The organism is Actinomadura harenae (genome assembly GCF_003696215.1).
Classification (GTDB): domain Bacteria; phylum Actinomycetota; class Actinomycetes; order Streptosporangiales; family Streptosporangiaceae; genus Spirillospora; species Spirillospora harenae.
Genome location: NZ_RFFG01000001.1, coordinates 24,891 through 47,174, shown reverse-complemented (window position 1 = coordinate 47,174; position 22,284 = coordinate 24,891). Strand labels below are relative to the sequence as shown.

19 protein-coding genes are annotated in these 22,284 nt (G+C 73.1%); 11 read left to right on the top strand and 8 right to left on the bottom strand.

Annotated features, from left to right (window positions below; all coding sequences use genetic code 11):
* The first annotated feature begins 275 nt into the window (after positions 1-275).
* Both EBO15_RS00205 and EBO15_RS00200 read left to right on the top strand, forming a co-directional pair.
* Positions 276-2,801: a sodium-translocating pyrophosphatase gene (locus EBO15_RS00205; protein WP_122192220.1), complete on the top strand. Its 2,526-nt coding sequence runs from the start codon at positions 276-278 to the stop codon at positions 2,799-2,801.
* A 359-nt stretch (positions 2,802-3,160) separates the two neighbouring features.
* Complete coding sequence (locus EBO15_RS00200) at positions 3,161-3,631, top strand: SixA phosphatase family protein (RefSeq protein WP_122192219.1); 471 nt, start codon at positions 3,161-3,163, stop codon at positions 3,629-3,631.
* Positions 3,632-3,659: 28 nt separating this feature from the next.
* On the opposite strand, the gene EBO15_RS00195 is transcribed toward EBO15_RS00200, so the two are convergent.
* From EBO15_RS00195 to EBO15_RS00170, 6 genes are all read right to left on the bottom strand, one after another.
* A complete protein-coding gene (locus tag EBO15_RS00195; RefSeq protein WP_122192218.1) occupies positions 3,660-6,026 on the bottom strand; it encodes an FUSC family protein in 2,367 nt (788 codons plus the stop codon).
* A gap of 118 nt (positions 6,027-6,144) precedes the next feature.
* Complete coding sequence (serB, locus tag EBO15_RS00190; RefSeq protein ID WP_122192350.1) at positions 6,145-7,350, bottom strand: phosphoserine phosphatase SerB; 1,206 nt, start codon at positions 7,348-7,350, stop codon at positions 6,145-6,147.
* A 96-nt stretch (positions 7,351-7,446) separates the two neighbouring features.
* The gene (locus tag EBO15_RS00185) at positions 7,447-8,475 is read right to left on the bottom strand and encodes an S-adenosylmethionine:tRNA ribosyltransferase-isomerase (RefSeq protein WP_122192217.1); all 1,029 of its coding nucleotides are present in this window, start codon (positions 8,473-8,475) and stop codon (positions 7,447-7,449) included.
* An 80-nt stretch (positions 8,476-8,555) separates the two neighbouring features.
* Positions 8,556-10,007, bottom strand: coding sequence for an MFS transporter (locus EBO15_RS00180; protein ID WP_233615821.1), 1,452 nt, complete (start codon positions 10,005-10,007; stop codon positions 8,556-8,558).
* A 5-nt stretch (positions 10,008-10,012) separates the two neighbouring features.
* On the bottom strand, positions 10,013-10,717 hold the full coding sequence (locus EBO15_RS00175; protein ID WP_122192349.1) for an SDR family oxidoreductase: 705 nt from the start codon (positions 10,715-10,717) through the stop codon (positions 10,013-10,015).
* 90 nt (positions 10,718-10,807) lie between these two features.
* Positions 10,808-11,983 carry a hypothetical protein gene (locus tag EBO15_RS00170; RefSeq protein ID WP_122192215.1) on the bottom strand — a complete coding sequence of 392 codons (1,176 nt, stop codon included), beginning with the start codon at positions 11,981-11,983 and terminating at the stop codon, positions 10,808-10,810.
* 197 nt (positions 11,984-12,180) lie between these two features.
* Between EBO15_RS00170 and EBO15_RS00165 the strand changes: the two genes are divergently transcribed.
* The 5 genes from EBO15_RS00165 to EBO15_RS00145 all read left to right on the top strand — a co-directional run bounded on the left by EBO15_RS00165 (position 12,181) and on the right by EBO15_RS00145 (position 17,039).
* Positions 12,181-13,545 carry a GAF domain-containing sensor histidine kinase gene (locus tag EBO15_RS00165; RefSeq protein ID WP_233615820.1) on the top strand — a complete coding sequence of 455 codons (1,365 nt, stop codon included), beginning with the start codon at positions 12,181-12,183 and terminating at the stop codon, positions 13,543-13,545.
* 59 nt (positions 13,546-13,604) lie between these two features.
* Positions 13,605-14,246, top strand: a complete 642-nt coding sequence (locus EBO15_RS00160) for a response regulator (protein ID WP_158628092.1) — start codon at positions 13,605-13,607, stop codon at positions 14,244-14,246.
* Between the two features lie 40 nt (positions 14,247-14,286).
* Positions 14,287-15,078: a PP2C family protein-serine/threonine phosphatase gene (locus EBO15_RS00155; RefSeq protein ID WP_122192213.1), complete on the top strand. Its 792-nt coding sequence runs from the start codon at positions 14,287-14,289 to the stop codon at positions 15,076-15,078.
* 723 nt (positions 15,079-15,801) lie between these two features.
* Positions 15,802-16,251: a DUF2752 domain-containing protein gene (locus tag EBO15_RS00150; RefSeq protein ID WP_233615819.1), complete on the top strand. Its 450-nt coding sequence runs from the start codon at positions 15,802-15,804 to the stop codon at positions 16,249-16,251.
* Positions 16,252-16,340: 89 nt separating this feature from the next.
* Positions 16,341-17,039, top strand: a complete 699-nt coding sequence (locus tag EBO15_RS00145; RefSeq protein ID WP_122192212.1) for an RDD family protein — start codon at positions 16,341-16,343, stop codon at positions 17,037-17,039.
* Positions 17,040-17,109: 70 nt separating this feature from the next.
* On the opposite strand, the gene EBO15_RS00140 is transcribed toward EBO15_RS00145, so the two are convergent.
* A complete protein-coding gene (locus EBO15_RS00140; RefSeq protein WP_122192346.1) occupies positions 17,110-17,946 on the bottom strand; it encodes a hypothetical protein in 837 nt (278 codons plus the stop codon).
* Positions 17,947-18,034: 88 nt separating this feature from the next.
* Here EBO15_RS00140 and EBO15_RS00135 point away from each other — a divergent pair, with 88 nt between their 5' ends.
* From EBO15_RS00135 to EBO15_RS00120, 4 genes are all read left to right on the top strand, one after another.
* The gene (locus EBO15_RS00135) at positions 18,035-18,823 is read left to right on the top strand and encodes an ABC transporter ATP-binding protein (protein ID WP_122192211.1); all 789 of its coding nucleotides are present in this window, start codon (positions 18,035-18,037) and stop codon (positions 18,821-18,823) included.
* A 202-nt stretch (positions 18,824-19,025) separates the two neighbouring features.
* Complete coding sequence (locus tag EBO15_RS00130) at positions 19,026-20,096, top strand: SPFH domain-containing protein (protein WP_122192210.1); 1,071 nt, start codon at positions 19,026-19,028, stop codon at positions 20,094-20,096.
* A gap of 105 nt (positions 20,097-20,201) precedes the next feature.
* Entirely contained in the window at positions 20,202-20,966 is a 765-nt protein-coding gene (locus EBO15_RS00125) for a sulfite exporter TauE/SafE family protein (protein WP_122192209.1), read from the top strand.
* Between the two features lie 169 nt (positions 20,967-21,135).
* Entirely contained in the window at positions 21,136-21,387 is a 252-nt protein-coding gene (locus EBO15_RS00120; protein WP_122192208.1) for a hypothetical protein, read from the top strand.
* 134 nt (positions 21,388-21,521) lie between these two features.
* Here EBO15_RS00120 and EBO15_RS45035 read toward each other — a convergent pair whose 3' ends face one another.
* Positions 21,522-22,265, bottom strand: a complete 744-nt coding sequence (locus tag EBO15_RS45035; RefSeq protein WP_199744241.1) for a MarR family winged helix-turn-helix transcriptional regulator — start codon at positions 22,263-22,265, stop codon at positions 21,522-21,524.
* Positions 22,266-22,284: the final 19 nt, after the last annotated feature.

Here is a 22,284-nt window from a genome sequence, read left to right as displayed (position 1 = left end):
ATCGGGGCGGACGCGAGCAAATCCCGGGCCCTCGGGTATTGCCATTGCCGTGCACCCCCGGGAGGTCCCGGACGGTCTTCTCAAATGCGCCGCCACCTGCGTACACTCCCGGCACCCGCGTAGCCGTGCGCAGTGACTGATTCGGCGTTGCCGCCGAGGGGTGCAGGGGGCCCGTCCCTCCTCGGAGACATTGAACCGGCCGCTCGCGGGGTACGCGGTAAAGATCGTCCGACAGGACGATCCGGATCGCCACGCCCCTGTCGAGGAGGACACGGATGTCTGGGCTTTCCCTGTCAAGCCCGGCCGTTGCGAAAGCCGCGGACGTCAGTCTCGGCGGCGGTGACCTCACTTTGGTGGTCGTCGTCGCCGTGGTCGCGCTTCTGGCACTGGCCGTCGCCGCAGGACTGGTAAGGGAGGTCCTGGCCGCGGGCCAGGGCACCGAGAAGATGCAGTCCATCGCGAGGGCCGTCCAGGTGGGCGCGCTCGCCTACCTGAAACGCCAGTTCCGCACGGTCGCCGTCTTCGTGGTCGTCATCCCGTTCCTGCTCCTCCTGCTGCCCGCCGACAGCACGGGCGAGCGGATCGGCCGGTCGGTGTTCTTCGTCGTCGGGGCTCTGTTCTCGGCGGTCACCGGGTTCACCGGCATGTGGCTGGCGGTGCGCGGCAACGTGCGCGTCGCCGCCGCCGCCCGGGACGCCGAGGGCGGCGAGCGCAAGGCCATGCGCATCGCGTTCCGCACCGGCGGGGTCGCGGGCATGTTCACCGTCGGGCTCGGGCTCTTCGGCGCCGCCGTGGTCGTCCTCGCCTACAAGGGCGAGGCGCCGAAGGTGCTCGAGGGCTTCGGCTTCGGCGCCGCGCTGCTCGCCATGTTCATGCGGGTCGGCGGCGGCATCTTCACCAAGGCCGCCGACGTCGGCGCCGACCTGGTCGGCAAGGTCGAGCAGGGCATCCCCGAGGATGACCCGCGCAACGCCGCGACCATCGCCGACAACGTGGGCGACAACGTCGGCGACTGCGCCGGCATGGCCGCCGACCTGTTCGAGTCGTACGCGGTCATGCTGGTCGCGGCGCTCATCCTCGGCACCAACGCGTTCGGCAACGAGGGCCTGGTGTTCCCGCTGATCGTCCCGATGATCGGCGTGATCACCGCGGTGGTCGGGATCTTCGCGGTCGCGCCCCGGGCGTCCGACCGGTCCGGGATGTCGGCGATCAACCGCGGGTTCTTCATCTCCGCGATCTTCTCGGCGGTGCTGGTCGCGATCGCGGCCTTCGCCTACCTGCCGTCCTCGTTCGCCGACCTGCACGGCGTGACCGACGCCAGGATCCGCGGCCTGGACGCCGATCCGCGCTGGGTCGCGCTCGGCGCCGTCCTCATCGGGATCGTGCTGGCCAGCGCGATCCAGCTGCTCACCGGCTACTTCACCGAGACCAACCGCAAGCCGGTCAGGGAGGTCACCGGAAGCGCCCGCACCGGGCCCGCGACCGTGATCCTCTCCGGGATCTCGCTCGGCCTGGAGTCGGCCGTCTACACCGCCCTGGTGATCGCCGCCGCCGTGTACGGCGCGTTCCTGCTCGGGTTCGGCAACACCACGGTCGCGCTGTTCGCCGTGGCGATGGCCGGAACGGGCCTGCTCACCACGGTCGGGGTGATCGTGTCCATGGACACCTTCGGCCCGGTCTCCGACAACGCGCAGGGCATCGCCGAGATGTCCGGCGACGTCCAGGGCGAGGCCGCCGCCGTCCTGGAGCGGCTGGACGCCGTCGGCAACACCACCAAGGCGATCACCAAGGGCATCGCGATCGCGACCGCCGTGCTCGCCGCGACCGCGCTGTTCGGCTCGTTCCGGACGACGGTCGTGAACGCGCTCGGGAACGCCTCGCCGTCGGCGCGCAGCGCGCTCGGCGACTTCAAGGTGTTCTCGCTGTCCATCGACAACCCGAACGTGCTGATCGGCCTGATCATCGGCGCGGCCGTGGTGTTCCTGTTCGCGGGCCTGGCGATCATGGCGGTCGGCCGCGCGGCCGGACGCGTGGTGGTCGAGGTCCGCAACCAGTTCCGGACCCGTCCGGGGATCATGGACGGCACCGAGGTGCCCGACTACGACCGGGTCGTGTCGATCTGCACCCAGGACGCGCAGCGCGAGCTCGCCACGCCCGGACTGCTGGCGATCATGACCCCGATCGCCGTCGGGTTCGCGCTCGGCTACGCGCCGCTCGGCGCCTACCTGGGCGGCGCGATCGCGGCCGGGGTCCTGATGGCGGTGTTCCTCTCCAACTCCGGCGGCGCCTGGGACAACGCCAAGAAGCTGGTCGAGGAGGGCAAGCTCGGCGGCAAGGGTTCCGACGCGCACGCCGCGACCGTGATCGGCGACACCGTCGGCGACCCGTTCAAGGACACCGCCGGTCCCGCGATCAACCCGCTGATCAAGGTGATGAACCTGGTCGCGCTGCTGGTCGCGGACGCCGTGGTGCGCTACGCCGGGAACACCTGGCTGCGCGTGGTGGTCGCCCTCGCCGCGATCGCCGTGGTGGTCGTCGCGATCGTGATCTCCAAGCGCCGGGCCGACCCGATCGGCGAGATGGCCGCGGCGGACGAGTCCCTCGAGAGCGGCGGCGGGTCCGGCGCGTCCGGTCCGTCCGGCGGGTCCGGCGCGTCCGGCGGTTCCGGTGTCTCCGGTGCTTCCGAGGCGGTCTCGGCGTCCGTGACGCCCTCCGTCCCGGGGCCCGCCGCCGAGGCGTCGGTCACCAGGGTCGAGGCCAACGGCGCGGCCCGCGCCGGCGACCCCACCGCCCAGGAGTGACCGGCTGACACCCGTTCCGCGCCCGGGGCCGAAGCTCCCCGGGTGATCGGTTCGAGGCTCGCTCCGCGCCCCCGTCCGGCCCGTCCGGACGGGGGCGCGTGTGCTCGGCGCCGGATGGACCGGGCGGGGGACGAGGCGGGGGGCGAGGCGGGGCGTGGGGCGGGGCTGGATCCGGGGCACGGGGGTCCGGCCGTACGCTTGTACGACATCACACCGAAACGCGGGAGGCGCGGCCTTGAGCGGCGAGAAGTCCACCCTGTCCGGCCCGAAGGGGTTCACCCTCGTCTTCACCGGGATGCTGGCGATCATCGGCGTGCTCTTCCTGCTCGCCTACCTGGTCGCGCCCTAGGGTCCGGGGCATGCCCACATTGATCGTGCTGCGGCACGCCAAGGCCGAGGACGGCTTCGGGAAGGACGACGCGGACCGGGAGCTCACCGGCCGGGGACGGCGCGACGCGTCCGCCGCCGGGGACTGGCTCCGCGCGGGCGGCCACGCGCCCGACCTCGTGCTGTGCTCGCCCGCCGTCCGCACCCGGCAGACCCTGGACGCGCTGGGCGTCGACACCGACGTCCGGTTCGAGCCGATGATCTACGCCAACGACGCGGACGAGCTGCTCCGGCTCGTCCGGGAGAACGGCGGCGACGTGGACACGCTGCTGCTCGTCGGGCACAACCCCTCGGTGCACCAGTTCGTCCACGACCTGGTCCCGGACGGGGCGCCCGCCGGCTTCCCGACCTGCTCGCTCGCCGTCATCGGCCTCCCGGACGCCTGGGACGCCGTCCGCCCCGGAACCGGCGACCTGATCGTCTACCGCGACCCCAAGAGCTGACCCCCGCCCCGAGACCGGCCGAGCCCGCTCAGCCGGTCTCCTGGAGCCGGTCGTCCGGCTTGGGCCCGGCGGCCGGGGACGGCTCCGGTCCGCTCGGCCCGCTCGGCTCGGCCGCGCTCGGCACGACGGCGCCGAGGGTGCTGTCGACGAGGGCGTCGGTGTCCCGGCGCAGGGACCGCAGCGCGTAGCGGGTGCCGGAGACCTCGAGCAGGGTGTGCCGCAGCGGCGTGAAATCGTCCGGCCCGACGCCCCCCTTGACCTCCTCGCGGCGGCGGCGGGCGATCGCGGCCAGATGGTCGTCGAGGTCGGCGAACTCCTCGTCCAGCCGCTCCTCGGTGGACGGCCCCTCGGCCGCCGCGGGATCGGGGGCCGGGTCGGCCATCATCGCGGCCGACTCCTCCATCAGGTCGGCGATCCGGTCCAGGATCTCCGGGACGGGCCCGGCGTCGACCTCCTGCTCCCGGGTCATCCGGCCGATCGCGATCAGATGGTCGCGGATCCGGTGCGCGGCGGCGATCGCGGCGCGCAGCTCGCGGATCCGCCGCTCGTCCGGGACCCGCTCACGGCCGAGCCGGGTGCGCGTCTCGGACACCTCCTCGGCGCTCCGCTCGGCGGTGACGATCTTGTCGTGCGGTAGCTGCTCGCGCTCCCCGACGACCACCTCGGCCGTCGCCCGGACCAGGTCGGCGTGCGTGCGGAGCAGTTCGCGGAGCTGGCGGGGCAGCCGCTCGGCGTGCCCCATCGGCCACAGCAGCCGGACGGCGAGGACGGTCAGCACCCCGCCGAACAGGGTGAGCGCGATCCGCTCCCCGGCCGCCACCCAGTTGGACGGCGTGGAGAAGTCCAGCAGCATCAGACCGAGCGGCGTGCCGAACAGGAACCAGTAGGTGATGGTGATCTGCCGCACCGTGAACGCGATCAGCGCGAACACGAACACGATCACCGCCGTGGAGATCTGGTCGGGGGCGAGCGTGAGCAGCAGCGCCGCGATCGCCGACCCGACCCCGGTGCCGATCACGCGCTCGATGACCCGGTCGATGGTCTCGCCGTAGGTGCCGCGCAGGCTGAGCATGGCGGTGATCACCATCCACTGCCCGTGCTCCAGCTTCAGCGCGGCCGAGATCGACATGGCCGCGAACGCGGTGACGGAGACCCGGGAGACCTGCCGGAACGCCGGCGACCGGGTGCGGACGGCCCGGCTGATCCGGTCCCAGAGCGACACCGGGTCGGGCGTCGGGAGCTGCGGCGGGCCGAACCCGAGCCGCAGCCCGGCCTTGACCAGCCGCCGCGCGGAGTCCACGCCGCCCGCGATCCGGTCGGTGGAGCGCAGGATCTGGTCGATCAGCGCGACCGCGACCAGGTCCTCCTCGCCGGTCATCCCGGCGCGGCGGATCCGGTCGCTCTGCCGGGCCAGCCGCCGGATCGCCGCCGAGTCCAGGTCGCCGAGCGGCGCGCCCAGCGGGGACGCCCCGGCGGTGCGGACCGCGCCCGACAGCAGCCGCAGCCGGGCCGCGAGCGCGGAGATCGCGACGTGCGCCTCCAGCTCCCACTCGCGGTTGCGGTCCGGCGGACGGCCCCGCTCGGCCTCGACGAGGGCGCGCAGCGCGACGGTCTCGTGCAGGATGCGGGACAGGGCGTCCAGCAGCCGTTCCGGACGCGTCGGCTCGTCCCGGTGGTGGCCCGTCCGGTACAGGGCGTAGGTGCCGCGGGCCTCGGTCAGCGCCTCGGAGGCGGCGCGGCGCTGCTCGTCCCAGGCGACGTTGTGGACGACGGCGGCGAGGTCCGGGTTGGTGATCTCGACGGCGTCCAGGGCGGCGGCGTCGGGGGTGCCGATCTCCTGGGCGACCGCGTCGAGCGCCCCGGCCACCTGGTCCGCGGCGTCCGCGATGGCCTCCCGCAGCGGGCGCAGCCGCCGCGCGGGCCAGGGCGCGAGGACGATCAGGCAGAACAGCAGGCCGCCGAGCAGTTCCAGGAACCCGACGTACACGACGTCGTCGGCGCGCGGCCGGACCGCGGCCAGCAGCACCGCCAGGCCCGCCGTCGACCCGATCCAGCTCACCGCCGACCCGAGCGCCACCACGGGCGGGACGACCACGACCGACAGCCAGACGTGCCCGCTGAGCAGCCCGCCGAGGGCCGAGCCGACCGCGACCAGCACGACCGCGCTGCCGAGGTCGCGGGCCTGGGCCCCGTACGGCCCCTCGGGCTCGCGCTGCGCCACCAGGTACGCGCCCAGGGCGATCATCGCGCCCGTCGCCGCGCGTTCGGTCAGCACCCCGATGATCAGCGGCGCGGTCACCGCGAGCGCGGCGGACAGGCCGTAGAAGGGCGTCGCCTCGCTGCCGAACGAGCCGATCGAGGCGTACGCCTGCCGGACGCGCTTCAGACCCGGCACCCGCTCCCCCCAACCCACGACGGACGGAGGGAGGTATACCCCGTCCGACCTGGGTGATCACCAGCCCGCGGCGGGACGGGAGGGACGGCCGGCCGGGGCCGGCGCCCCTACCCGCGGATCAGTCGACGTTCGGGTCGGCGGCGTCGGCCGCCTCGACGTCCTCGCGGCTGATGCCGAGCAGGAACAGGATCGTGTCGAGGTACGGGACGTTCACGGCGGTGTCGGCGGCCTGCCGGACCACCGGCTTGGCGTTGTAGGCGATGCCGAGCCCGGCGGCCTGGAGCATGTCCAGGTCGTTCGCGCCGTCGCCGATCGCGACCGTCTGGCTGACCGGGATCCCGGCCTCGCGCGCGAACCGCTCCAGCGCGGCGGCCTTGCCCGCCCGGTCGATCACCGGCCCGACGACGCGTCCGGTGAGCCGGCCGTCCACGACCTCCAGGGTGTTGGCGTCCGAGTAGTCGATCCCGAGATCGTCCACCAGGGCGTCGGTGACCTGCGTGAATCCGCCGGAGACGATCGCGAACTTGTAGTCCAGCCGCTTCAGCGTGCGGACCATCGTGCGCGCCCCGGCGGCCAGTTCGATCTTCTTCCGGACGATCTCCAGGGCCGAGGCGTCCAGCCCGGCGAGCAGCGCGACCCGCTCCCGCAGCGACCCCTCGAAGTCCAGCTCGCCGCGCATCGCGGCCTCGGTGACCTTGGCGACCTCGTCCAGGCAGCCCGCCTCCTCGGCGAGCAGCTCGATGACCTCGCCCTGGATGAGGGTCGAGTCCACGTCCATGACGATCAGCCGCTTGGCCCGGCGCTGGAGCCCGCCCGGCTGGACGGCCACGTCGACCTGCCGCTCGGCCGCCTCCTGGGCGAGCGCGGCGCGCAGGGTGATCTTGTCGGCGCCCGAGACGTCCATCTCGATGCAGGTCACGGGGTATCCGGCGAGCCGCTCGATGCGGTCGATGTTGGCGCCGTTCGCGGCGATTCGCCCGGCGATCCCGGCCATCGCGGCGGGCAGCAGCGGCGCGCCGAGCACCGTCACGTGCAGCCTTCCGCGGCGCCGGGGAACCGCCCGGTCGCGCCCGGTGGACAGCTCGACCTCCATGTCGAGGTCCGTCGCGACGCGCTCGGCGGCCGACCAGACCCGTCCGATGTCGGCCCCGTCGGCGTAGGAGACCAGGACGCCGAGGACGAGGCGGCCGCGGATCACGACCTGTTCCACGTCGGCGACGGTCACCGGGAACCCGGCGAGAGTGGCGAAGAGCCGCGACGTGACCCCGGGGCGGTCGCGGCCGGTGAGCGTGATGAGGAGCGTGCGCTGTCCTGTCCCGTCCATGCTGTTCACCACGGTACCGGCCGTACTGGGCGCCCGTCTGTGACGTCCACCATGCGGACGCCGAGCGTTCAGCCCGTCCTGCCGGGGGTTCACGGGCTAGTCAGGCAGCAGGAGGTTGAGGTCCCCGAATTCGTGCCAAAGGTAGCGCTCGTCGAGGGCCGCGGCATAGAGGGCCGACAGCAGCGGGCGTCCGGTGATGGCCGACAACATCATCAGATGGGACGACTTGGGCTCGTGCAGGCCGGTGAGCAGGCCGTCCACGGCCCGGACGCCGCGCTCGGGCGTGACGACGTGCTCGGTCCAGCCGGACAGGGGCCCGCCCGCGGCGACCGTCTCCAGGGCGCGGACCACCGTGGTGCCGACGGCGATCACCCGTCCGCCGTGATCGCGGATGTGCCCGACGAGCTCCCAGGTCGGCGCCGGGACGCGGTAGCGCTCGGCGTACGGCGGCTCGTGCGCCTCGGGGGACGCGACGCCGGTGTGCAGGGAGAGCGGCGCGACCAACACGCCCCGCGCGACGAGCCCCGTCACCAGCTCGGGCGTGAAGGGGCGGGCCGCGCTCGGCATCTCGGCCCCGCCGTCGCTCCGGTCGAACGCGAACGCCGTCTGGTAGGCGCCCGCGGGCCAGTCCTGCCGGACGTACCCGTACCTGATCGGAACGCCGTTCCGCCGCAGGTAGGGGACGACGGGGACGCTCAGCCGGGCGAGCCACAGCCGTCCGGTGTGCCGCCGGACGAGGGCCAGCGTCGCGCCGTCCGGCATCGGGATCCACTCGCCCGGACTGCCTCCCTCGTAGGGCAGGCTGCCCATGCCGGACCGCCGCCGCAGCTCGACGAGCCAGTCCCGGTCGTCCACGGTGCCGTCCAGGTCGGGGACGGGGGTGGAGAAGTGCACGGCGAGCCGGTCCAGCCGGACGGCGGCGGGCAGCGTCGCGGACGTGTTGACCACCAGCAGGTCCCCGGGACGCAGGAGGGCGGGCAGGTCGCGGAACGCGTGGTGGGTCACCTCGCCGGTCGCGCCCCGTCCCACGAGCAGCCGGACGCCGTCGCGGGTCCGGCCGCGCGCCTCGGGCGGCTCGTGGGCTTCCAGGTCGGCCGGCAGAACGAAATCCAGGGTTTCGGACATGACGAACTCCAGGGTCGGCCCCCGCTGCCGGGGATCAGGAGAGGGAAGGGGGCGTCCGGGGTCGGGCCGCCGCGCCTCCGTCAGGTGGCGTGACGCGGGGTGAGCCGCAGGGAGGCGAGGATGCCGACGACGGCGAGGGCGCTCAGCAGGACGCCCGAGATCGCGAGGCCGCTCCCGAGGTGGTCGGTGCCGACGGCCGCGACCACGGCGCTCGCCGCGCCCACGAACAGCGAGGACCCGAGGTTGTCGGTGATCTGGAGCGCGGCCGAGTTGACGCCCTGCTCCTCCTCGGGCGACTCGTTGAGCACCAGGACGCTGAGGCTGCCGATCGCGAAGCCCATGCCCGCGCCGCCCACCATCCAGGCGGGCGCGGCGGCCCAGCCGTTGAACTGGACGGCGACCGCGGCGGCCACGATCCCGGCCGTGACCAGCACCGAGCCGAGCCGGACGAAGAACTGCCGCGACCGCTCGGACCGGCCCTGGATCTGCGACGCCCCCGACCAGCCGAGCGCGCCGAGGGTCAGCACGACGCCCGCCTCGGAGGGGCTGAACTTGTGCAGGCTCGTCAGCGCGAGGGGGATGAACACGTCCATCCCGAAGAACGCGCCGGCCAGCAGCCCGCGGACCAGGACGGCGCTCGGCAGGCCGCGGCGGAACCGCAGCGTCCCGGCGGGAAGCATTTTCGGCAGACCGAAACCCAGTCCCGCCAGTCCGATCGCCACGCCGATCGCCATGACGACCCCGGGATGCTGGAAGCCGTACAGGAGCACCCCCGCGCCGCCCGCGACGGCGACCGCCGCCACATACCGGACGGCCGTGGTCCGCTGCGCCGGCCGCTGGGCCTCCCGCTCGCTCGGCCGGACGTCCCGCAGCGCCGGGACCAGCATCGCCGCCGCCGGGACGACCAGCGGGATCAGCCCGAGGAACACCCAGCGCCAGCCCGCGTGCTGCGCGACCAGCCCGCCGATCGCCGGGCCGATCAGCGACGGCAGCACCCACGCCGCCGACAGCGCGGCGAACACGCGCGGCCGCAGCGCCTCGGGGTAGACGCGGGCGATCAGCACGTACACCGCGACCATCGCGACACCGGTGCCGAGGCCCTGGAACATCCGCGCCCCGATGAAGATCCACATGGTGGGCGCGGCCCCGGCCGCCGCGAGGCCGGCGACGAACAGCCCGAGCCCGGTCAGCAGCGGCCGTCCCGGACCGGACCGGTCCACCCAGCCGCCCGCGAGCACCGTGGTCAGCAGGCTCGCGATCAGCGTCGCGCTGAACCCCCAGCCGTACAGCGACAGGCCGTCCAGATCGCGCGCCGTCACCGGCATGACCGTCCCGACGGCCATCGCCTCGAACGCCAGCAGCGTCACGGTCAGCACGATGCCGAGCGTGGGCACCAGCAGGCGCCCGCTCCAGACGCCGCCCACCGGCTCCTCGGCGGCGAGGCCGTCAGGCGACGGGTCCGCAACGGATTCGGGGACGGAATCGACAAGGGGGCCGTCGGACGGCTCGGAGGGGGTTTCGGGATCCAGCACAGTCGTCATTGTGCGGTGCCTTCCGAAATGGTCGGGCTCGCGAGGTCGGCGACGCGCTGGCGGCCGCTGGGACGGCGCTCGGTGATCAGGGTGTGGAGCGCGGCCGCGGCCTCCTCCGGCGGGGGCGCGGCGTCCGCGTCCTCGCCCGAGTCGCGCAGCATGTCGGTGCGCATCTCGCCCGGCTCGACCCACCAGACCGCGACGTCGGGCTCCTCGGCCGCCAGGACGTGCGACAACTGCTCCAGCGCGGCCTTCGTGGAGCCGTAACCGCCCCAGGTCCGGTAGGGCTCCACCGCCGCGTCCGACGAGATGTTGAGGATCGCCCCGCGCCGTTCGCGCAGCCCCGGCAGGAACGCCTGGACGAGCGCCAGCGGCGCGGCGACGTTGGTGCGGAACGCGGCCTCCAGATCGTCCAGAGGCTGGTCGGCGAGGCGCGGCAGCGGCGTCGTGCCGAGCGTGCCCGCGTTGTTCACCAGCAGGTCGATCCCGCCCGCCGCGTCCACGGCGCGGACCAGGTCGTCCCGGTGCGCGGGGTCGGTCACGTCACCGGGGACGGGGACCGCGTTCGGCCCGATCCCGGCGGCGGCCTCGGCCAGCGCCTCCGTCGACCGGGCGTCGACGACGACCGTCCAGCCGTCGCGGGCGAGTTCGACGGCGAGGGCCCGTCCCAGCCCCTTGGACGCCCCGGTGATCACAGCGGTCTTCGTCATGCCGACGACGCTACGGCGCACGCCCGCGCACCACATCGGCCACGCGGGCGCCCACCCCTCAGCCCATGGTCCTAGGGCTTCCGGTCAGCCTCACCGATCCGGCCGGTACACCGCCACGGCGGCGTCCGAAGTGGGGGAGTCGTCGAGGGAACCGCCGACCAGGACCGTGCCGGTCCCGCGCAGCGGAGCGACGTCTTCCCAGGCGGCGAAGCCGCGTCCGGCCAGCTTCTCCGGGACGACGTCCACGTGCCACTTGCCGGTGTTCTTGCGGTGGAACATGATCATGCGCTCGCGGTAGGCGGGCGGGACCTCGTCACCGACCGGCATGGTCATGAACATGACCTCGCCCCGGTCGGTCAGGAAGGGACGGGACACCGGTCCCAGGTGGGACGCGCCGGGAATCCGCTCCCGGTGCCAGCCGCGCCGGTCGCGGACGAAGGCGTAGGCCCGGCCGTTCGGGCCTTCGGCGTCGTCGCCGGTCACCCAGACGCGGTCGCGGTCGGCGGCGATGCCGGAGAAGAACACGCCACCGCTCGGAAGGGGGAGGCGTTCGTTCTTCCAGGATCGTCCGTCGAAGTGCAGGACGCGTTCGTGGCCGTTCCCCGAGTTGTCGAAGCCCGCTGCCCAGATGTCCCGGGACGACCGGACGGCCACGCTGGTGACCATGGTCTTGGGGGTCGTCCGCTTCCAGGTCTTGCCGTTGTAGCGCCACACGACGGGCCTGGCGTCCATCTTGGCCGGCAGCGTGCCGAAGACCCGGACGTCGTGTGGGCCCGCTACGGCGATGGCCGTCACCAAGGTGGCCGGGAGCGACTTCATGGTCGTCCAGGCGTGCCCGTTCCAACGCAGGATGCGAGCCGGGCCGGCCTTGCCCGAGGCCGCGGCCGCGCTCAGATCAGGGCGCCCGGTGCGGAGCCGGTCCGCGGACGCCATGGTCATGGGCAGGCCAAGCGTCGCGGCCCAGACATTGCGGTCGGACGAGGCGGCCGCCTCGATGACCGGGCCGTTCGCCGTGCGCGGCAGCGCGTAGGAGCGCCACTTCCCACCGGACAGGTGGAAGGCGCGGACCTTGTTGCCTGGCTCATTCGCGACGAACGTCCAGGCGGTCTTCTTGCCGGTGGCGACCACCGGGGCCGCCCCTGTTCCGGCGGACGTGCGCAGGGAGACGCGCCAGGTGCCCGAGGCGGCGGCCTGGGGTTCGGACGCGTGGGCGGGGGAGGGGACGACCGTGAGGGCGGTCGCGGCGACGGCGGTGACCGCGGTCACCGGCCGGAGGGAAAGGCGCAAAAGGAACCCCGATCCTGATGATCACAAAAATCGGCGAATCATAGCGAACAGGGCGCATACCGCTGAAGAGGGAGGGGTGGGAAACGGGGCTCGTCCGGGCGGATGACGGGCGCGCGGCGGAGCCCGGTCCAAGGGCTGATTCGCCGTATGCCGTCCAACGAGTACGGTCTTCACAAGTGGGCGCACAGGCGTCCACCGACGACGGTGAAGGGCCGGACGGGACCGGAATGAGCGCATCCGAGGTGGACTGCGGAAACGCGCGCGCGAGTGAGTCCGTGCGCGCGGGCGGGTCCGCGCGCGTGGGTGAGGGCGCGGGCGAGGAGGCCGCGCTGCACGCCGTGAGCTCCGCCGTGCTCGCCGTCACCCGGCACCTGTCGGTCCGCGAGGTGCTCCAGGTGATCGTCCGGGCCGCGGCGCGGCTGCTGGACGCCCGCTACGCCGCGCTCGGCGTCCCCGACGACCAGGGCTCGTTCGCCGAGTTCGTCGTCGAGGGCATCACCTCCGCCCAGTGGGAGCGGATCGGCCCGATGCCCCGGCAGCACGGCATGCTCGCCGCGATGCTCCGCGACAACGAGCCGAAGCGGCTCGCCGACATCCGGCTCGACCCGGAGTTCGAGGGCTGGCCCGCCGCGCATCCCGTCCTGAAGGACTTCCTCGGCGTCCCGATCCGGGACGGCGACGAGGTCCTCGGCATCATCTTCCTCGCCAACCGCCGCAACCCGCCGTCGTCCGCGGCGGGCCGTCCGGAGCCCGATGCGGAGCCCGGGTTCTGCGAGCGCGACGAGGAGCTGCTGACGCTGTTCGCCGCGCACGCCGCGATCGCGATCACCAACGCGCGGCTCTACGAGGCGAACCGCGAGCTGACCGTCGTCGCCGAGCGCACGCGGCTCGCGCGTGAGCTGCACGACGCCGTCGCCCAGAAGCTGTTCTCACTGAGACTCACCGCACGCGCCGCGTCCGCGCTGGCCGAGCGGGACCCGGCGCGCGCCGTCCAGGAGCTCGACCAGGTCGAGAGGCTCGCCGCCGACGCGCTCGCCGAGCTCCGCGCCGTCATCTTCGAGCTGCGTCCGGCCGATCTCGCCGACGGGCTCGCCGCGTCCCTGCGTAAGCACGCCGAGGTCCTCGACCGCGCCTTCGAGGCGCACGTCACCTGCGACGTCGAGGGCGTGCCCGACCTGCCCGAGGAGCACGAACTCGTCCTGTTCCGGATCGCGCAGGAGGCCCTCCACAACGCGCTGCGACACGCCGGGGCCCGCACCGTCCGCGTCCGGCTCGTCTCCCGGGCGGACGCCGTCACCCTGGAGGTCGCGGACGACGGCAGGGGGATCGCGCCGTTCGACACGCCCGCGAACGGCGCGTCAGGCGGCGGGAGGAACGGCGCGGAAACCGGCCCGGGAAAAGGCGACACGCCCGGGAACGGAGGCTCGAACGGTCTCGGACTGGTCTCGATGCGGGACCGGGCGTGCTCGATCGCGGGCACACTGTCGATCGACACCGCGCCCGGCCGGGGCACGGTGATCCGTGTGGAGGTGGCCCTGTGAGCGGCCCTGCGGGCGGCGCCGCGACCGGCGCGGGCGGGGGATCGGCGCGGCGCGCCGCGATCCGCGTGCTCATCGCCGACGACCACCCGGTCGTCCGGCAGGGACTGCGCACCTACCTCGGCATCCAGGACGACATCGAGGTGGTGGGCGAGGCCGCGGACGGCGTCGAGGCGGTGTCCATGGCCGAGCGGCTGGAGCCCGATATCGTGCTCATGGACCTGAAGATGCCGGGCGCGGGCGGCCTGGCCGCGCTCACCGAACTACGCGCGCGCGGGGTCCCGACGAGGGTGCTGGTGCTCACCAGCGTCACCGAGCGGGGCCACGTGCTGCCGGCAGTTCAGGCGGGCGCGGCTGGGTATCTGTACAAGGACGTCGATCCGCAGGCGCTCGTCCAGGCGATCCGGGCGGTCCACGACGGACACGTGCTGTTCGCGCCGGACGCGGCCGAGGCGGTGCTCGGCGCCGAGGCGGCCGGCGGCGGACGGCATGACGACCGCGGCCTGGCCGCGCTGACCGACAGGGAGCGTGAGGTGCTCGTGCAGATCGCGCGGGGCAGGTCCAACCGGGAGATCGCGCGCGTCCTGGCGGTGTCCGAGAAGACGGTCAAGACGCACGTCAGTAATCTGCTCATGAAACTGGGAGTACAGGATCGGACGCAGGCGGCGCTCCATGCCGTCCGGCACGGACTCGTCGCGGACTGATAGAACAACTTCCACTGACAGGATCGTCATCGAAATCGGTATGAACGTAGCAATCAGGTACGCAGCAGGCAGCGACATCGGCTGCAGCCGGGAGAACAACGAGGACTCCGGGTACGCCGGGGCACGTCTCATCGCGGTGGCCGACGGGATGGGCGGCTACGCCGGCGGCGAGGTGGCGTCCTCGACCGTCATCGGATCCCTGCGCTCACTCGACGCCGAGGCCCCCGTCGAGGACCTCGTCGGGGTGCTCGGCCGCGCGGTCGCCGAGGCCAACGAGAAGCTCCGCATCGTCCGCGAGGAACGCCCCGACCTGTCCCGCATGGGCACCACGCTCACCGCCATGCTGTGGGACGGCACCCGCGTCGCCCTCGCCCACATCGGCGACTCGCGCGGCTACCTCCTGCGCGACAACGAGCTGTTCCAGATCACGCAGGACCACACGATGGACGAGCTGCTCAAGGCCGAGGCCGAGCAGGCCGGCCAGACCGCGGACCCGGCCGAGACGTCCCGGCTCTCGCACGTCCTCTACCGCGTCCTCGACGGACGCGAGGACCGCGAGCCCGACCTGCGCCTGCGCGAGGCCCGCCTCGGCGACCGCTACCTGCTGTGCTCGGACGGCCTGTCCAACGTCGTGGACCCGCAGACCGCCTACGAGGTCCTCGCGGCCGAACCCGACCCGGCCCGCGCCGTCCACCGGCTCATCGGCCTGGCCAGGGACGGCGGCGGCCCCGACAACATCACCGCCGTCGTCGCCGACGTCGTCGAGGCCGACCACCTCGCCGCCGCCCCGCCGACCGCCCCCCTGACGGTGGGCGCCGCAGCCAACGCCTGACGCCGCGCGCCCACCACCCCCCCAAGCCCCGTCCCCTCCCGGCTCCCACCAACGACCAGAAAGCCCGTCCAGCACACCCTCAACTCCCACCACGCGCACCCGCACACACTTCTCACCCCGAGCCCGCGCTCCGCATCGGCACCCCTCGTGCCCACGCCGCGGCCCCCCTCGCGCTCGCGCCCCGATCACGCCTCGCGCCCTTTCGCGCCCACGCACGCCTTGATGCCTTCACACTCCCGCGTCGGTGCCTCCGCGTCTGCGTACCCACCCGCGCCCTGAACGTGTGCTGTTCGTGTTCTGCACGTCCGCATTGGCGTCAGCTCATTCGTGCGTGTTCCGCACCTCGCGCATGCGCCCAGCCGGCGCGCTCCGCTTCCGCATATCCACCGCGTTCTGCGCGGGGCGGGTTCATGGGATGGACCGCTGGGAGTGGGGTGGGGGCCATGTGGGCTCTACCTGGGGGTTTCAGGGTCTTGGGTGCCAGGTGTGGCGGATGCGCACGTTCTGTTACGCTGTCCGACCGGTTGCGGGCTGACCTGCTACGTCCCATCCCGTTAATCGCGCACTCCATTGAGGTGGAATGTCCTACCCTGCTGCCAGGGTGAGACCGGTCATGCGCCAGATAACGGTCGCATCGCGGATAACCGTGTCGACTTGACCCACCGTGGGGTGGACCCGCTATATGGGTCAGTTGGACGAAGTGTCACTGAGGCGGAGGAATCGGTGGGGGGAACGACCGGACCGACGGTCGCGGGCGGGCCGCACGGCACGCTCCGTGGCGTCGTCGACCGGAGCCTCTACGCCGCGCGACGCGGCCCCCTGGGCGTTGCCCTGCGGGTCGCCGCCATGGCCACGGCGGCGGTCGCCGCGGCCTGGGTTCACCGCGTCCAGGACCCCGGCGTGCTCTGTCCCCTCCGGACGGTCACCGGGATCCCCTGTCCCCTGTGCGGGGGCACCACCGTGTTCCTCGAGCTCGGTGCCGGCCGTCCCGGCCAGGCCGTGCTCGCCAACCCGGTGGCGCTCACCGGAGCCGTGGCGTTGGCCGTGGCTCCGCTCGGACTGGGAGCCCGCTGGTGGGGGTCGTCCCCGAAGGCCCGTGGCGGGGTCCTCGTGGCCGCACTCGTCGCTTCGGAGCTCTGGCAGCTCGTCAGGCTCGGCGTCCTGCGGGTCTGAGCAGGCGTCCGTCGTCGGCCGAATCCGTGGAGCCCTCCCGGTCCGGCGGACGTCACAACACCACAGGGTCAATCAATCAAGGAGCGAGTGTGGGCAACCCCTACGACCCGTACGGCCAGCAGCAGCCGGGGTACGGACAGCAGCCCGGTTACGGTCAGCAGCCCCCGGCGCAGCCGGGCTACGGCCAGCAGCAGCCCGGGTACGGACAGCAGCCTCCGGCGCAGCAGCCGGGCTATGGCCAGCAGCCCGGTTACGGTCAGCAGCCTGGCTATGGCCAGCAGCCCGGCTACGGCCAGCAGCCCGGTTACCAGCAGCCTCCGGTGCAGCCGGCCTACGGCCAGCAGCCGGGGTACCACGTGCATGGCGGCGGCCAGCTCGCCGAGTGGGGGACCCGCGTCGGTGGTTACTTCATCGACGGCCTGATCGCCGGCGCCCCGGCCGGAGTGCTCTACTTCCTCGGTTCCGCCATCGCGTCGAGCGGCGGCGGCGCGGCCCTGTTCGGCGTCCTGCTGATGCTCGTCGGCGCGGTCATCGGCGGCGGCCTCGGCCTGTGGCTGCTCTACCAGGAGGGCACGACCGGCCAGACGATCGGCAAGCGCCAGATGGGCATCAAGCTCGTCAGCGCCGAGACCGGTCACCCGATCGGCTTCGGCATGGCCTTCCTGCGCAAGATCTGCCACGCCGCCGACAGCTTCGCCTGCTACCTCGGCTGGCTCTGGCCGCTGTGGGACGAGCGCAAGCAGACGTTCGCCGACAAGATCGTCAACACCATCGTGGTCCGCGCCTGACAAGACCACTCTTCGTGACGGGGCGTCCTCCCTCCCAGGGAGACGCCCCGTTTCGCGTTCCCGGACCAGGTCAGCGGTCGGGGACGGGGTCGAAGACGCTGCCGCAGGCGGACACGACGGCCCGCCGGACGGCGCGGTCGAGCAGCCGCAGGGCCTCGTCGCGGCGGCGCATCTGCGGGGCGGAGAGGCCGCGCGCCTCCATCCGCCGCGCCAGCCGGACGACGGTCGCGAGGTGGACGGCGCGGGCCGCGGTCCGCTGCGCGCGCGGCGGATAGCCGGGAGCGAGCGGCGGCTCGTCCGCCCCGCCCGAGCGCAGGTTCATCAGCTCGTCGGCGATCTCCCGGGGAACGGCCACGACGTCGTTCACCGTGACCAGCGCCTCGGTGGCCTCGCGCATCGCCATCGTCAGGTCCCGGTCGGCCTCGGGCAGGGACGGCACGTCGGGCCGTCCGTCCGACGCCGCGGACACCTCCCAGCGGACGCCCGCGTAGGACGATCCGCGCAGGTCCTCACGCGGGACGAGCCCGACCGCCCGGTCGGCGAGGACCGCGACGACGGCGCATCCCGCGTCGATCGCCGCACGGTTGAACAGGGCCGGGCCGGTCAGCCCGAGCGGGTCGCCGGCCACGGGCAGGGCCAGGCGCAGCGAGGTCATCCCCTCGGCCCGGAGCAGGGCGAGGGCGCGCCGGAGCGGCACGTCCCCGCCGGTCCCGGGCAGGACGAACCCGGTGGGCGACGCGTCCGGACGGTCCGGGGAGACGCCCGCGATCTGCGGTCCCGCGGCCTTCTCGACCGCGTCGGCGGCCTCGTCGAGGCCCACGTGCCCGGCCAGCCAGGCGTTCCCCCATGCGCACAGCGCGGTCGCCGCGTCGCACGTCGAGACCGTTCTGTCAGCGCCTGCGTCCATGCCGACCACCATAAGCGCTGCGAATCGCATAGGTTCTCTCTTGCGAATCGGATCACCTGAGAAGTCGGATTGGGGACAAAGGCGCGCGATGGCCGGCGAGGTACTGCGACTCCGGGGAGTCGGCGTGAAGCGCGAGGGGGCCTCCCTGCTGCGCGACGTCACATGGACGGTGGACGAGGGCGACCGATGGGTGGTCGTGGGGCCGAACGGGGCGGGCAAGACGACGCTGCTCCAGATCGCCGCCGCGCTGCTGCATCCCAGCGAGGGGTCGGTGGAGATCCTCGAGGAGGAGATCGGGCGCACCGACGTGTTCGAGCTGCGTCCCCGCATCGGGATCGCGAGCTCGGCGGTCGCGCGGAAGGTCCCGGCGGGGGAGACCGTCCTCGACGTCGTGCTGACCGGCTCCTACGCGATCCTCGGCCGCTGGCAGGAGGAGTACGAGTCCACGGACCTGGCGCGCGCGCTCGGGCTGCTGGAGGCGCTCGGCTGCTCCGACCTGGTCAAGCGGCGGTTCGTGACGCTGTCGGAGGGCGAGCGCAAGCGGGTCCAGATCGCGCGTGCGCTGATGCCGGACCCCGAACTGCTCCTGCTGGACGAGCCCGCCGCCGGTCTCGACCTCGGCGGACGCGAGGACCTGGTGCGCCGCCTGAGCGTCCTCGCGAACGACCCGGCCGCGCCGACGAGCGTGATGGTCACCCATCACGTCGAGGAGGTCCCGGAGGGCTTCACGCACGCGCTGCTGCTGCGCAAGGGCGAGATCGTCGCCGCCGGGAAGGTGGACGAGGTGTTCACCTCCGACCACCTGACCGCCTGCTTCGGCATCCCTCTCGCCATCGACCGCCAGAACGGCCGCTGGTACGCACGCGCCGCCTACTGACGCGCTGGTCCGCACGGGCGGCCTGCTGAGGCGGCCGGTCGGCGCGGGCGGCCTGTTGAGGCGGGCGTCTTGTCGAGGTGGCCCGTGCGGGCCGCCGGCCGGCGGGCTGGTGGCGTGGGCGGCTCAGTGACGGGCCCGGGGGTTCGGGAAACGGGCGGTGGGGGCTCTGGTCGGGCGTGGTGGCCCGGCCTACGCTCCAGGAGTGAGCGCCACGCTGATCCTGGCCGCCGTCGTCATCGTGGTGGGCGGACTGCTCCTGTACCGGTCGGTGCGGATCGTCCCGCAGGCCATGGCGTACATCGTCGAGCGGCTGGGCCGGTACGACCGGACGCTGCCCGCCGGGCTCAGCCTGGTCGTGCCGTTCATGGACCAGGTCCGCAGCCGCGTCGACCTGCGCGAGCAGGTCGTCCCGTTCTCGCCGCAGGCGGTGATCACCTCGGAGAACCTCGTGGTGAGCATCGACACGGTGCTGTACTACCAGGTCACCGACCCCAAGGCCGCGACGTACGAGGTGGCCGACTTCCTGATCGCGATCGAGCAGCTCACGGCCACGACGCTGCGCAACATCATCGGCGGCATGGACCTCGAGCGGACGCTGACGTCCCGCGAGGAGATCAACTCCGAGCTGCGGGGCGTGCTGGACGAGGCGACCGGCAAGTGGGGCATCCGGGTCAACCGGGTCGAGTTGAAGGCGGTCGACCCGCCCGACTCGATCAAGGACGCGATGGAGAAGCAGACCCGCGCGGACCGGGACAAGCGCGCGTCCATCCTCACCGCCGAGGGGCAGAAGCAGGCCGCGATCCTGACCGCGGAGGGCGAGCGGACCTCGGCCGTCCTGCGGGCGCGGGGCGAGGCGGAGGCGGTCGTCCTGTCGGCCGAGGCGGACGCGAAGGCGCAGGCCACGCGGGCGCGCGGGCAGGCGCAGGCCATCTCGACGGTGTTCAAGGCCATCCACGACGGACGTCCCGACCGGCGGCTCCTCGCCTACCAGTACCTCCAGGTCCTGCCGAAGATCGCCGAGGGGAGCGCGAACAAGGTCTGGGTCGTCCCGGCGGAGATGGCCCGCGCGCTGGAGGGGCTCGGCGGCGTCTTCGGCGGACGCCCGGACGCGGACGATCCGGGCATCGACGCGCCCGGTGGCGACGCCCCCGGCAGCGGCGTGCGAGGGGCTGACGTAGGCGCGCCCGGAAGTGGGCTTTCTCCTGTTCCGTGGAGTGAGGGGGGCTTGGCGCCGCGTCCGCCTGACGACGAGTACCGTCCGTTCGACCGCTGACGCGCGTCTCAGCATGTGGGCGGACGACCCCGACCTATCCGGTGAACTCGCTTTTCCCTAGCATCGGGGGACTGCAAGACGCTCGGATCACGGGACGGGACGATCGTGAACTTGTTCGACGCGGCCGCGGTCTTCGCCGCGGGGATCGCCGCGGGTGGGATCAACACCGTGGTGGGCTCCGGCTCGCTCATCACCTTCCCGACCATGGTGGCCCTCGGTTTCCCGCCCGTGACCGCGAACGTGTCGAACAACATCGGCCTCGTCCCCGGCTCGGTGACCGGCGCCTACGGCTACCGGGACAAGCTCAAGGGGCAGCGGGCCCGGCTGCTGCGGCTCGGCAGCGCGTCCATGCTGGGCGCGGCGCTGGGGTCGCTGCTTCTGCTGGAACTGCCCGCGTCGGCGTTCGACGTGATCGTCCCGGTTCTGATCGTCATCGCGCTGGTGCTGGTGATCGTCCAGCCGAGGCTCCAGGCGTACCTGCGGGGACGTCCGAAGCGGAGGGAGCACGGCGGGCCGGGGCTGTGGTCCGGGGTGTTCGGGGCGGGCGTCTACGGCGGGTACTTCGGGGCGGCGCAGGGGATCATCCTCATCGGTCTGCTCGGCACCTCGCTCGACGAGGACCTGCAACGCGTCAACGCCGCCAAGAACGTGCTGTCCGCGCTGGTCAACGGCACGGCGGCGGTCGTGTTCATCGGCTCGTGGGCGATCGGGCGGACCGGGATCGACTGGACGGCCGTCCTGCTCATCGCGGCGGGATCCACACTCGGCGGGCTGCTCGGGGCGAAGGTCGGGCAGCGCATCCCGTCGAACGTCCTGCGCGGGGTGATCGTGGTCGTCGGGCTCGTCGCGCTGTACAGATTCCTGGCCTAGCCTGCGTTCCGGCCTGGCCTGCGTTCCCTGTCCGGGCCGCGTTCCCGGCCTGGCCCGCGTTCTCGGTCTGACCTGTGTTCTTCCTGGTCTGAGCTGCGTTTTCGGCGGTTGCCGACCCCTTGATCTGGGTATGAGTCGAATATACGTTCGACGGTGCGAGGGGTGCTGCATGAAGGGCGACAGGGTCGAGATCGTCATCGACGCGGGCGGCGAGGGCGTCCGCACCTACGAGGTCACCGCCACCCGCGCCGGACGCCGCGTGGAGGTCGACACGCGGCGCGGCGTCGTCGAGGTCAGCGAGGTCACCCGCACCGGAACCCCCGTCCGCACCGCCCGCTTCATGGCCAGCCGCGTCCTCGCCCTGGTCGAGTACCCGATCTCGGACGAGCTGCCCGAGGGGGCGGAGCCGTCCGGGGGCTGACCCTCGGACTGGTCGGCAGGCTGGACATCTGTCACCGGCGGGTCGGTGATCTGTGGCCGTTCGGTCCGGCGGTCCGGCGGACCGGCGGGCTGACGGACTGGCGATCGGGCGGACGCGGTGTCTCGCGGGGCGGGTCAGCGGGGGCGGACGGAGCGGAAGCCGGGATGGACGCCCGGCGTCAGGTTCTTGTCGGCCGCCATGCGCTGGAGCAGGCCTTTGAGCTGCCGATACTCCTCGGGGGACAGGGTTGAGGTCAGGTCCGCCTCGTGCGCCATCGCGAGGGGGCGCAGCTCGTCCAGGAGGGACTCGCCCGCCTCGGTGAGGTAGAGCGCGTGCAGGCGGCGATCGTCGGGGTTGCGGCGACGCTCGACCAGTCCGCGCTCTTCCATCGTGTCCACGAACGGGACGAACCGGCTCGGCGGCATGCCCAGGCGGTCGGCGAGTTCACGCTGGCTGCATCCCGGGCTCCCCTTCAGCATCCGCAGCAGGCCCGCCTGCGGCGGGGTCAGGTCGAGCGCCGCGACCCGCTCCGCGAACAGGCCCGCCGCATGCGAGCCCAGCTGTGCCAGGAGGAACGCGACCCCCACCGGCGGACCACCCGCCCCGTCCGGCCGTCCTGCCGCCTCCGTGCCGGTCCGTCCGGCGGCCCGGCCGCCGGCCTGCGTGTCCGCCTGCTTGCCGGCCGGGGTGGGGGGCTTCGGGGTGTTGGGGTGGGGACGCGTGGGTTCGGCGGGGTGGGGGTCCGCCTCGTCTACTGGGGGCGCGGCTGAGGGGGCCGCCTTGTCCGCCGGGGGCGTGGCTGAGGGGGACGGACCGTCCGTGTCGTCTGCGGACGCGGGCGGGGTGGCCTGCGCGGGGTGGGGCTGGTCCGTGGTCATGCTCCGGATCGTACCCGGT

Bases quoted from the DNA above. Each gene is read 5' to 3' on its own strand.
- EBO15_RS00205 (WP_122192220.1), top strand. From the start codon at position 276: ATGTCTGGGCTTTCCCTGTCAAGCCCGGCCGTTGCGAAAGCCGCGGAC.
- EBO15_RS00200 (WP_122192219.1), top strand. From the start codon at position 3,161: ATGCCCACATTGATCGTGCTGCGGCACGCCAAGGCCGAGGACGGCTTC.
- serB (WP_122192350.1), bottom strand. From the start codon at position 7,350: ATGGACGGGACAGGACAGCGCACGCTCCTCATCACGCTCACCGGCCGC.
- EBO15_RS00185 (WP_122192217.1), bottom strand. From the start codon at position 8,475: ATGTCCGAAACCCTGGATTTCGTTCTGCCGGCCGACCTGGAAGCCCAC.
- EBO15_RS00175 (WP_122192349.1), bottom strand. From the start codon at position 10,717: ATGACGAAGACCGCTGTGATCACCGGGGCGTCCAAGGGGCTGGGACGG.
- EBO15_RS00155 (WP_122192213.1), top strand. From the start codon at position 14,287: ATGAACGTAGCAATCAGGTACGCAGCAGGCAGCGACATCGGCTGCAGC.
- EBO15_RS00140 (WP_122192346.1), bottom strand. From the start codon at position 17,946: ATGGACGCAGGCGCTGACAGAACGGTCTCGACGTGCGACGCGGCGACC.
- EBO15_RS00135 (WP_122192211.1), top strand. From the start codon at position 18,035: ATGGCCGGCGAGGTACTGCGACTCCGGGGAGTCGGCGTGAAGCGCGAG.
- EBO15_RS00120 (WP_122192208.1), top strand. From the start codon at position 21,136: ATGAAGGGCGACAGGGTCGAGATCGTCATCGACGCGGGCGGCGAGGGC.
- EBO15_RS45035 (WP_199744241.1), bottom strand. From the start codon at position 22,265: ATGACCACGGACCAGCCCCACCCCGCGCAGGCCACCCCGCCCGCGTCC.